Origin of the sequence: Schlesneria sp., from assembly GCF_036405755.1 — a bacterium.
In the GTDB taxonomy this organism is placed as follows: Bacteria; Planctomycetota; Planctomycetia; order Planctomycetales; family Planctomycetaceae; genus Schlesneria; species Schlesneria sphaerica.
Genome location: NZ_DASWWZ010000746.1, coordinates 1 through 11,442, shown reverse-complemented (window position 1 = coordinate 11,442; position 11,442 = coordinate 1). Strand labels below are relative to the sequence as shown.

Genomic DNA, 11,442 nt, shown 5'->3' with positions numbered 1-11,442 from the left:
CTCGCTTCACTCGGCGGCTTTCTCATGCGCAAAGGCGATGGCGAACCCGGATGGATGACCCTTTGGAGGGGGACCGAACGACTTCTAATCGCACTGCAAACTCAAGATGCTCTCAGGAGAAAATGTGGGTAATGACAAGGTCCTGCTGTCAGGCCACCCCGCAAAAGTGCGTCGAACTCCAACATTCGGCTCGGGACGTGAACTCCTGTTCTTGTCGTGCGCAATTTGACGAAATGGGGACATCTCACGCATTGAGTGTTCTTGCCAACTGGGCCGCGATGTTCGAAGATTGCCGTGCTTGCACGACCGGTTTTGAAACTGCTTATCAACGAGACAATTCATGAACTGGAAAAGCCTGTTGAAATTGCTTGCCGTCATCCTGGCCGTCTCATTGAACGAGTGCCCGGCGGAAGAGGCCCACCGCAGCCCACTGGCTCTGGCGATCTCTCCCGATGGCACCGTCTTGATGACCGCAAACCAGTCATCAGGGACAGTGACTCTGGTTGACGTGACCGGGCAGCGTGTGCTCAGCGAGCTTCCAGTCGGTCGCCATCCCTTCGATGTGGTCTGGGTAAGTGATTCGTTCGCACTCGTCAGCCTGTTACATGACGATGCGGTGGCGGTCGTGAAGCGGGACGGTTCAGCGATCAGTCTTTTCAAGAAGTTTGCCGTGGGGGACGAACCGTCTGGTTTAGCCATGCTGCCTGACCGTAGCCGCGTATTTGTGGCCTTAGGTGGTGAAGATCAAGTTGCGGCGATTCAGGTAGAAGCCTTGATTTCGGCTGACTCACGCCACGAAGAGGTGGCCCAGGACCGACCGGTTTCACGAATTGACGTTGGCGGAATTCCCCGGACACTCGCGGTTTCTCCGGACGGGCGGTGGCTCGTTACGTTCTGTTCCGTTCCCTGCGAGGCGTTCGTGCACGATACCGCGACGCTGAACCAGATCAGTGCTCGCAAGATTTTCGATGGCGGCTTTAACCCCGGCAAACCTGTGATCACGGCGGACTCGCAACTCGTGCTGTTGCCGAGTGCCATCAACCGTGCGTTTTCGGTGACGGCAGGGATGATTGACATCGGCTGGGTGATTGACAACCGCCTGACGAAACTACCACTACCGGACGGAGAACCAGGTGATCAGAAGCAACTTGGCCTGGATATTCGCGGCAAGGCTGTGGGAGATGCAAACGCCGTCGCGCTGAGTCCTGATGGAAAGTACATCGCAGTGACGTGCGGTGGAACTCATGAGTTACTCGTACTGGAGTATCCCTCCATCCCCTGGCCCTCAGGTGATCCGGGCGATTTCCTGCCTGAAGTCTTGCGAAAAGATCCCTCTCGCTATCGACGGATTCCGCTCGGAGGTCGCCCTGTCGACGTTCAATTCCTGGACCAGCGACGTGTCATCGTTGCGAATCACCTTGGCGATTCCCTGCAGGTGGTGGATCTCGAGGCGGACCAGGTTGAGAATATCTCGCTGGGTGCGCCTGCGGAGATCAGTCTCGTCCGCCGGGGTGAGATCGCGTTCTACGACGCCAACTGGTCGATGCACTCCTGGTTCAGCTGTCATACTTGCCATACAGATGGTCACACTTCGGGGCAGGTGTTCGATACGCGAAACGATCGAACCTATGGCACCCCCAAGCTGATCCCCACGTTACGGGGGGTGGCAGAGACTGGGCCTTGGACCTGGCACGGCTGGCAGACAGATCTGAAAGACGCGATGCGCCGTTCCCTGATTGAAAGCATGAGTACCGAGCGGGAAATTGCTGACGAAGACGTGGCAGGGCTGGCTGCATACCTCAGCAGTGTGAGTCACCCGGAAAATCCCCGGGCCAATCACGATTCACCTGCCATCACCTTGGGACGCCAGCTGTTTGAAGGCCGGGCGGGCTGCGTACAGTGCCATTCGGGAAACAACTTTACGACACATGAGACCTTTGACGGTGCGGTTATCGACCCCAAGGATGCGAATAAGCTCTACAACCCGCCGTCACTGCGCGGGGTATCAGCTCGCCGGCGCTTCTTGCATACCGGAAAGGCGAGATCACTCGAACAGGTCCTGAAACAGTACCATCGACCTGAGGATGTCGTCGGTGAAGCACTCAATGACGAGGAAGTCACCGCGTTGGTCGAGTATTTGAAAACGCTGTAGTCAACGGCTTATCTGGCTGTGATTTCGCCCCCCGGCTTGACGGAGTTGTTCGCTGGTCGTCATGATTGGACAACTCTGCTTCGCCAGAGCCGTCGAAATTTTTGCGGCGATTTTGATCAAACTGGCAACAGTTCTTGTTCTGAGCGTTGCAAGGCGGATTAAGCCTCTCACCCCTTCACATCTCTTCCCTCGCGAAGTTCGGGTCAATCGATCGTGACCTTGAAATTCGCACTGGGTAACTCCATATAGATAATCCGTATTGATAAATGGAGTAGAGAATTCGGCTTCGCCGAACGAGTGCGGGTGGATGAGCCAGAGTCATCATCGAGTCATCTGTGAAGCGGTATCAGGAGGAGAACGTATCGATGTTAAAGCGTCTTGTTGCAGGAATGCTGGCTGTACTGCCCACATTGCTTTGTTTCACACTTCACGGAGCAGAAGCGTCCAAAGTTATGAAGATCACCACGATTGAAGGCATCAGTGAATACCGACTTGAGAACGGTCTGAAAGTTCTTTTATTTCCCGACCCATCGAAGCCGACAGTCACTGTCAATCTCACCGTTTTTGTGGGATCTCGCCATGAAGGATATGGCGAGGCAGGAATGGCACATCTGCTCGAACATATGCTGTTCAAGGGAACTCCGGATCATCCGAGTGTCCCCAAGGCGCTCCAGGCTCGCGGAGCCCAGTTCAACGGTACAACGTGGCTTGATCGCACGAACTATTACGAAACTCTTCCTGCCAACGATGACAACCTCGAGTTCGCGATTCGCCTCGAAGCGGATCGAATGATCAACAGTCATGTCAAGGGCGAAGATCTGACCTCGGAAATGACGGTCGTCCGGAATGAGTTTGAGCGGGGAGAAAATAACCCCCACAGCATTCTCGGTCAGCGGATCATGAGTGCCGCGTTCAACTGGCATAACTACGGTCAGGCGACGATCGGTAATCGTGCAGACATTGAGCGTGTTCCCGTCGAAAATCTTCGCGCGTTCTATCAGAAATACTATCAGCCAGATAACGCGATCTTGATCATCGCGGGAAGGTTCGAAGAGGCTCAGGCGCTGGAATACGTGGGGAAATACTTCGGGGCCATTCCGAAGCCTGAACGGAAACTCGATCAGACGTACACGGAAGAGCCACCCCAGGATGGCGAGCGGACGGTCACGCTTCGTCGCGTGGGTGACGTCAGCGTCGTGGGAGCTGTCTATCACATCCCGTCAGGTGGACATCCCGATTTCGCTGCGATCGATGTTCTGGAATCGGTCCTGACGATGACTCCGTCGGGTCGGCTGTACAAAGCCCTTGTCGAACAGAAGAAAGCAGCCAGTGTCTCCGGCGCCGCGTACGCTCTACACGATCCCGGTGTCTTGCGATTTATGGCGGAAGTGGCCAGTGGCAATACCCCTGAATCGGTGCTCGACGGACTGTTGGACACGCTTCAGTCGGTCATTGATCAAGGGGTCAAAGAAGAAGAAGTCGAACGCGCCAAGCAGCGATTGATGAAACAGCGTGAGCAAGAGGCGTCAGACTCTCAGCAGTTGGCCATTCACCTGAGCGAGTGGGCTGCACAAGGGGACTGGAGACTTTACTTCATCTACCGCGACCGTCTGGAACAGATTACGGTAAAGGATGTCAACACTGTTGCCCGCGCCTACCTCCAGCCCAACAACCGAACTGTTGGGATCTACTACCCGACGAAAGAGGCCGAGCGGACCGTGATTCCGTCTTCGCCAAATCTGGCAGAGATGATTGGTGATTACCAGGGGCGGTCTGATACGTCTGCCGGAGAAGCGTTTGATGTGGATCCCGCCAAGATCGAGGCTCGTACGAAACGGACTTCGATCGATGGAATCAAGGTCGCACTTCTCCCCAAGAAGACACGCGGTAATACCGTCTTCCTGCGGTTGAACCTTCGATATGGCGATGAACGGTCGCTGTTCGGGCTGGGGAAAGTCGCCGAGTTCCTGCCGTCGATGATGACAAAGGGAACGAAGCAACTGACACGGCAACAGTTGCAGGATCAGCTGGATAAGAATCTGGCCTCACTTGGCTCTTCCGGCTCGGCAGGCGATGCGACGTTTGTGATTCAAACCAAACGCAATAATCTTCCTGCGGTGATTGAACTGCTGCGACAAGTTCTGCGAGAACCGGTCTTTCCCGCCGCTGAACTCGATATCCTCAAGCAAGGGCATCGGGCCGATCTTGAACAGGGACTGACCAATCCACAGGACCTGGCACTGAAGGGAGTGAGACGTGCCCTGAATCCGTACCCCGTCGGCGATGTGCGCTACTATCCGACAGGCGAAGAAGAAATCGCTCTGACAGACGAAGTCGATATCCCCGCCGTCAAGAAGCTGTACTCCGATTTCCTCGGTTCGCATGCCGGGCAATTGGTTGTGGTTGGTGACTTCGATGAAGAAGAAACCATGAAAGCTTTGACGGGGATGCTGAAGGGGTGGAAGGCGAAGCAACCTTATGAGCGAATCGCTCGCACCAGCGATGTCGAAGTCAAGGCCGAGGTCATCAAGATCCTGACTCCCGATAAGGCGAACGCCTTTTACTTCGCGGGAGGAGTGCTGCCCCTGCGAGATGACAACCCGGACTATCCCGCCCTGCTGATTGGCAACTACGTCTTCGGTGCAGGTGCTTTGTCTTCTCGGTTGGGTGATCGGATTCGGCAGAAGGAAGGTCTCTCCTATGGCGTGGGATCGTCGCTTGCGGCGAGCTCTCTCGATACGCGAGCGACCATCACGATGTACGCGATCTATAATCCTGCGAATCTTGAAAAGATCGTGTCGGGGATTCACGAAGAACTGGAGCGACTTCTGAAAGAAGGGGTTACTCAGAAAGAACTGGATGATGCCCGGCGTGGTTTCCTTCAGAGTCAGGAAGTGATGCGGACAGAGGACGCCAGACTGGCTCAGATTCTCGAGTCGACTCTCCTTGCCGACCGAACCATGGAGTACTACACGACTCTTGAGTCGCGCATCAGCGAACTGACACCAGAAACAGTCCTTGAGACACTAAAGAAGCATATCGATCCGAAGTCGATTCTCACGGTGGTTGCAGGGGACTGGGAGGCGGCGAAGAAGAACGCCAAGTAACAGCTTGTTCTCCACCGCCGGAATAATCTTGTGCTCAGGTTCAATCGAATCTGGTCACTAAAACGGTGGGCGGAGCGATTCGGATCGAGTCGCGTAGGCCGGGTGCCGCCGAGTTGGGCAGGCACCCGGTTGTGCCGAACTCATGCATGGACAGAGAAACGTTGCTCTCGTTCTGGAGGCAGGGCAGGGTACCTGAAATCGATCTGAACGAGCGCCCCTTCGCATTGCATGATTACGCAGCAAGAGACACACTCAACGGATGAGGCGTACGGGCGAATGTTCGTGCGGCCGGGCAGTTTCCCCATACTGTCGTCTGCAACCATCGGATTGGGACGCACCTGATTTTCGGATAAAAGTTACTATGAAACGACGCTCACACATTCATAATTCGTCTCTTCGCGCCGGATTCACGCTGACGGAAGTGCTGCTCGTGCTGGCGATCCTCGGTGTCATCGCAGCCATGGTCATCCCGAACCTGATCGGTCAGCAGAAGGTCGCGATGATTCGGCAGACAAAAGTGAACATTTCCGGGTTTGAGCAGATCGCAAAGCAATATGCCATTGCCCACGACGGAGATTTCCCACCTGACGTCAATGCAATGCTTTCTCCTGGTCAGAGCGCGGATGGTAAGCCGCTCGCCCCATTCGCTGAAAAAATCCCCCGTGATGCCTGGAATCAAGCTCTCAATTACCAGTACCCGAACAGCAAGTCCTCGGTGGACAAACCCGCAATCTGGTCGTCGGGACCGAACAAGCAAAACGAAGACGGCTCGGGCGACGACATCAATAACTGGTCCGAATAGTCTGACGATTTGCGGTTGGACACACTATCCGTGCAGGATTCGTTGCCCGACCCGAATTTGACGAACAGCAGACAAGCCCATGTGCAGGTTATTCCGGAGGAATCCGGATCATCTGCACATGGGCTTTTTTCATTGCGTTTGACTTCCTGTGAGAGCGTCCCAAACGCGAACTGCTCTGGTGCAAGTCGCGTTTGTCGCAGTCGCATCCCTGTGAGTTCGCTGTCATGAGCACCCGCTATCGTTATCGTCTGCCCAAGCAAGGGGCGCGATCGACGGTAAAAGCATCGCTTGACGAAGCAGAAAATATTTCTGAATCGTCCGTCGATTCTGACGTTTTTCTTCGACTAAATGAGCAGGGATCCCATGCACTCGGGACGGACGTTACCCAGTCCTCCATTGTGCGGGACGATGAGATCGATGGCCTGAGGGATGACTGGAAGCGGGGAATTTCGCTTGGCTCGCCTTCAATCTGGCCGCGATCCGATGCGTCTCAACGATCCCGGTTGAACCTGGAAACGTCTTTCATTTCAGTCGAGGAAAAGAACATGAGCAGTAGTGTCCAGCCAATCCCAAAAGGTCGTGCAAGTCTGATTCCGCACATCGTGTGTGCCGGCGCTGCCGAGGCAATCGAGTTCTACAAGAAAGCGTTCGACGCGAAAGAACTCAGCCGCATGTCCTCTCCGGATGGTCGCCTGATGCACGCAGAACTGGAAATCGGCGGAAGCGTCGTATTCCTGGCGGATGACTTCCCGGAATACTGTAATGGGAAGTCAGAATCCCCTCTGTCACTGAAAGGGACTCCCGTCACACTGCATCGCTACGTTTCCGACTGTGACGTGGCGATTGCCCAAGCGGAAAAAGCGGGGGCAACAGTCCTCATGCACCCAGAGAACATGTTCTGGGGCGACCGTTATGGTGTGATCGTCGATCCATTCGGGCACAAATGGTCACTGGCAACGCATCAGCAGGATCTCACCCCGGAACAAGTTCGTGCCGGAATGTTCGAGGCCTTCGCACAGGCACCTCAGGCGCCCGCTTCGACCTGATGCACTTTGCCGGGATATCTGAGAGAGGGCCGAGCGGATTTTGACTTTGCTGCCGCAGGCTTTCCGCTCGTGCTCTTTCCAGTCCTGCATGCCTGCTGGTATTAATCAAAGGGGCATCGTTGGAATCACGGACAATTCACTGCATCCTGCGATCGACACGTGAATATGTGGCTCAGCCGTTTATGGTATTCTGAGGCCGCACCTTGTGTCACCGGTCCAGGAGTTCACGGCATGGCAGTTGGTAGTGATTTTACACGCGTTAAAGTGGGTGTCGTGGGGCTTGGTCGTTTTGGTCGACTCCACGCACTGACGCTGTCCGGATTAGCCGAAGCAGAACTGGTCGCTGTCGTGGCCCGTCGGCAGGAGCGTCTCGATCAGCTTCGCGGCGAGTTGCCCCAGGTACCAGGATGGCTTGATCTGGATCGCGCCATCGCCGAATCGGGGGCGGAGGCGTGGGTTGTCGCGTGTTCCACGAGCGAACATGTTTCAGTCACGAAGCGACTTTTACAAGCGGGGCGAACTGTTCTGCTGGAAAAGCCGATTTCATCAGATCTGTCAGAGGCGGAAAGCCTGATTCCTTACGTTAAGCCCAATTCTGCCAATTTAATGCTGGGGCACATTCTGCTCTTCAACAGCGAATTTCGGCAGCTGCGTGATGAAGTCCATCAGCGGGGGAAGCCGGCCTATATTGATAGCGTCCGTCATCGGCCCGCCTCGATCGTGAAAGATTTTCCGGGCGAGAACCCTCTGGTCGCAGCCATGATCCATGACTTGTACTCGGCTCAGGTACTGATGAATTCCGAGGAGCCGTCACGGTTTACGTGCCAGTTTCACCGAACTCCCGAAGGTGCCATTGATCTGGCATTGGCTCAATTGCAGTGGCCGAGTGGCACTCTGGCATCCATGGTCGCATCGTATCTCACCCCCGGTGGTATGGCGCCGCGAGGGTTTGATCGATTGGAAGTCTTTGGCAGCGGCTGGGTGGCGCGGATTTCCCCCAATCCCCGTCCCATTGAAGTCTGGGACGATCGGGCACACTGGCCGATGGCTCTGGAGATCCGAACTGATACCACAGGTCCGACGGGGATGATGGCAGAAGAACTGCGCTGTTTCTGTCGGGTTGCCGGCGGCAGAGAAGCCGTTCCTGCAGGAGCCACTTTTGAGGACGGGCTGCAGGTGCAGCGCTGGATGCACAATCTGGAAGCCGCGGGACTTTCTCGGGGGTGACTTCAGGTGGCACGTTGGCGACAGGAAAAGGTTTGAACACTTAAAAAAACACCGCATGAACTTTTGAAGGTTCATGCGGTGATGCTGAATCAGGCTGCTGAAACACCGCCACTTGGCGGTCGATCAGATCGAAATCCGATCAGGGATTCCAGTTCTGTGCATCGATCCATGTATCCGTGCGGAATGGAGAGGCGGGGAGACCGGCTCCGTTGGCCAGATTGGGTTCCGCAAGTTGGTGCCAGCCAAATCGAACCGCGACTGGCTTGGTCACTCCATCAGCGGTCACCACGACCGTTTCACCTTCGATCTTCGCAGTTGCTTTGACAAACTTCTTGTCGTCGCCAGCGATCGACCACCAGGAAAGTTCTTTCCCGTCCTGGGACTTCAAACCTGCAGCGTGCGTGAAGGTGACGATCGCTTTGTTGCCGTCAATCTTTACCGACTTGTAGAGTGGTCCAGAGAACTCAAGGTTCTGCTGACCGTAGGTGTTGGCAAGAGCCCACAGCGACAGTCTCCGGCCGACTTCCTGCTTATTGGGCGGATGAATGTCGTTCAGAGTTGTGATGTCGGTCAGGACCGCCATGCCAGTGTTCTTTACGGCCAAAGTTGCCGTTTGAGCTTCCCAGATTCCGGCCAGACGGGTTGGATCGCCGTCGTATTTAAACGGGGCAAGCTGTGCGAACAGGAACGGGAAATCGCGGTTACCCTCCTGATTCCAGACCGAGCGCCAGCCTTCGATCAAGCCTCGCTTCAAGTGATAGTACTGCATTCCCTGGCCATTGTTGGATTCACCTTGGTACCAGAGAAATCCACGAATCCCGAAGGGAGCGAGAGCGTGGATCATTCCGTTGTAGAGACCGGTGTACTGGTAGTTGCTGTTCAGGGGATGTCCTGGAGGGCCTTGTGGGACTGGTGGAACCGCCTCACCGGGCTTGGCTTCAGAAATCTGCTTGGTATAGGCCTTGATTGAGTTGGAGAAGTTAGCGAGCTGGTCGGCGTAGGCATTGACCATGTTCACCATGTCGTTTTTCTCAGCGGCCAGCTCAGGGATCGCGGTGTATCCGACAGGAGGAATCCATGGCTGAATTCGCGTCCCACCCCAGGCGGTCGTAATAAGACCGACAGGTACGTCGAGCTTCTGATGAATCTCGCGACCGAAGAAGTAGAGCACTGCGGACGAGCCAGCGACGGTTTCGGGAGAACATTCGACCCAGCGAGCGTTCACATGCTCAGAAGGTGTTCCAGCAGGAACAAGCGGAACGATGAACAGGCGGATCTTGGGAAACTTCGCATTGGCGATTTCCTGGACGCCATTGAGCGACGCACTGACAGGCCATTGCATGTTGGACTGGCCCGATCCGGCCCAGACTTCACCGATCAGGATGTTGGTGACCTTGATCTCATTCTTGCCTTTGACGGTCATTTCGAAAGGACCGCCGGCTGTCTTGATCGCAGGCAGCACCACCTTCCATTTCCCCGAGGCGTCTGCTTTGGTCGACTGACTGGCGTCGCCCAAGGTCACGGTCACTTCTTCGTTCGCAGCAGCCCAACCCCAGATCGGCAGAGGGATATCCTTCTGCAACACCATGTTGTTACTGATAATTTCCGGAAGCTGGACGTCCGCCCAACTGACTGAGGAACTCATCAGTAAGGCCACAATGGCCACCATCAGACGCGATCGCTCGTTCTTCATACTCAGTACTCTTCAGGTTTCGGTGGATGATTCGATGCCTGTTGCATCAGGATCGACGAATGGTAACGCAACCGTGTGGACTTTTTCAGTCATCGATCCTGAGAAATTTGAAAATGAAATTCGCAGTCGCAGGCGATTTTATGCGGTCGATTCGCACTGACGATTGCTCAATCGGACAAGACTGCTTCTCATCGACCACGTCAATGACCCTGGTTGACGTGGCCGGCCTGGTGGGAGCATTCGCTGCTCTCATTCCTTCATCGTTGTCTTTTAAAATCGATGAATCCAAGTTCGACATCGGTCCGAACCAGTTGGACTCGCAGTCTGCGACCGACATCCATTCCTTCCTGACCTGTGATCAGTCGGCCCTCGATCGGAGGGTGCAGGATTCTGACCCAGGTTTCCTTCTGATTTGCGCCAGTGACGATCGCGTCAAAGACAGAGCCAATCCGTGATTCCAGCAGGAGTGCCGCTGCGGATTTACGGACTTGTCGTTCAACCTTTTTGGCTGCGTCTTCTGCCTCGGTACAGCGTTCGGCCAATTGTTTCAGTTCTTCATCGCTATAGGGAACCGGACGCTGATCGAGTGCCGCCTTCAACAGTCGCTGCGTGATCACATCCGGGTATCGTCGATTCGGAGCGGTCGAGTGCGCGTAGTCACCGACCGCCAGTCCGAAGTGACCAGGAATGTGGCCATCGACGAGTTGGGCAGCATACTCACCCGGTCCCAGGAGCTTAATTACACTGAGTGATAAGTCGGGAAATGTGGTCGGATCAGTGGCTTGCGCCCAGACGAGGAAATCTTCCAGCGCTGTGGAACTGGGATCCCGGGGGAGGAGATGACCTGCCTCCGCGGCAAGATCGACAATCCTGTTCCATCGCTTCGGCTTGCTGACAACTCGACGAAGGGACGGAAACTGGTGTGCCTTCAGGAATCGGGCCACGACACCATTGGCAGCGATCATGAAGTTAGAGATGAGATCCTTCGCACGATTGCGGCGATCGAGCACCAGATCTTTTAACGTATCTCCCTCGAATACGGGCCGCGTCTGGATCGTTTCGAGGTCGAGAGCCCCGTACGCCTGCCGGACGGCCTTCAGTTGCTGTGCCATCTGGTCCTGAAGTCGAATGTTCTCATCAAGCCCGGGGACAGCCTGGACGGGAACGGGAAGTGGCCCGCTTCCGTCCAGCCATGCGGCAACGCTGTCATACGCGAGCTTCGCGTGATTTCGAACCGTGGCCCGATAGATGTCCGAGTTGCACAGTCGGCCATCGGAATCAAAATCCATCTCGACCACAATAGCCTGCCGGTCTTCGTGCAGGTTGAGTGACGTCAAGTCGGTCGATAGCCGCTCGGGCAACATGGGGAATATATGACCGACGGCATAGACAGATGTCGTATTCGCCTGGGCGTG

General features: G+C 55.5%; 8 protein-coding genes. 6 read left to right on the top strand and 2 right to left on the bottom strand.

Translation table 11 applies throughout. The features are described 5' to 3' along the window. From VGE80_RS24545 to VGE80_RS24520, 6 genes are all read left to right on the top strand, one after another. On the top strand, nt 1-132 hold a 132-nt coding region (locus tag VGE80_RS24545; RefSeq protein ID WP_440592247.1), incomplete at its 5' end, for an IS4 family transposase. 208 nt (nt 133-340) lie between these two features. Beyond that, nucleotides 341-2,152 carry a c-type cytochrome gene (locus tag VGE80_RS24540; RefSeq protein WP_440594485.1) on the top strand — a complete coding sequence of 604 codons (1,812 nt, stop codon included), beginning with the start codon at nt 341-343 and terminating at the stop codon, nt 2,150-2,152. Between the two features lie 365 nt (nt 2,153-2,517). Beyond that, the gene (locus VGE80_RS24535) at nt 2,518-5,259 is read left to right on the top strand and encodes a M16 family metallopeptidase (protein ID WP_440594484.1); all 2,742 of its coding nucleotides are present in this window, start codon (nt 2,518-2,520) and stop codon (nt 5,257-5,259) included. Between the two features lie 361 nt (nt 5,260-5,620). Continuing rightward, nucleotides 5,621-6,061: a type II secretion system protein GspG gene (locus VGE80_RS24530; RefSeq protein ID WP_373651395.1), complete on the top strand. Its 441-nt coding sequence runs from the start codon at nt 5,621-5,623 to the stop codon at nt 6,059-6,061. A 545-nt stretch (nt 6,062-6,606) separates the two neighbouring features. After that, entirely contained in the window at nt 6,607-7,107 is a 501-nt protein-coding gene (locus VGE80_RS24525) for a VOC family protein (RefSeq protein WP_440594483.1), read from the top strand. A 231-nt stretch (nt 7,108-7,338) separates the two neighbouring features. Then, a complete protein-coding gene (locus VGE80_RS24520; protein WP_373651397.1) occupies nt 7,339-8,334 on the top strand; it encodes a Gfo/Idh/MocA family protein in 996 nt (331 codons plus the stop codon). 139 nt (nt 8,335-8,473) lie between these two features. Here the strand turns inward: VGE80_RS24520 and VGE80_RS24515 are convergent, their stop codons facing one another. Both VGE80_RS24515 and VGE80_RS24510 read right to left on the bottom strand, forming a co-directional pair. Next, nucleotides 8,474-10,027: a sialate O-acetylesterase gene (locus VGE80_RS24515; RefSeq protein WP_440594482.1), complete on the bottom strand. Its 1,554-nt coding sequence runs from the start codon at nt 10,025-10,027 to the stop codon at nt 8,474-8,476. Between the two features lie 257 nt (nt 10,028-10,284). Continuing rightward, nucleotides 10,285-11,442: RNB domain-containing ribonuclease (locus VGE80_RS24510; protein WP_440594481.1), on the bottom strand; the 1,158-nt coding region annotated here is incomplete at its 5' end.

Coding starts and splice junctions, on each gene's coding strand:
- VGE80_RS24540 (WP_440594485.1), top strand. CDS start 341: ATGAACTGGAAAAGCCTGTTGAAATTGCTTGCCGTCATCCTGGCCGTC.
- VGE80_RS24535 (WP_440594484.1), top strand. CDS start 2,518: ATGTTAAAGCGTCTTGTTGCAGGAATGCTGGCTGTACTGCCCACATTG.
- VGE80_RS24530 (WP_373651395.1), top strand. CDS start 5,621: ATGAAACGACGCTCACACATTCATAATTCGTCTCTTCGCGCCGGATTC.
- VGE80_RS24525 (WP_440594483.1), top strand. CDS start 6,607: ATGAGCAGTAGTGTCCAGCCAATCCCAAAAGGTCGTGCAAGTCTGATT.
- VGE80_RS24520 (WP_373651397.1), top strand. CDS start 7,339: ATGGCAGTTGGTAGTGATTTTACACGCGTTAAAGTGGGTGTCGTGGGG.
- VGE80_RS24515 (WP_440594482.1), bottom strand. CDS start 10,027: ATGAAGAACGAGCGATCGCGTCTGATGGTGGCCATTGTGGCCTTACTG.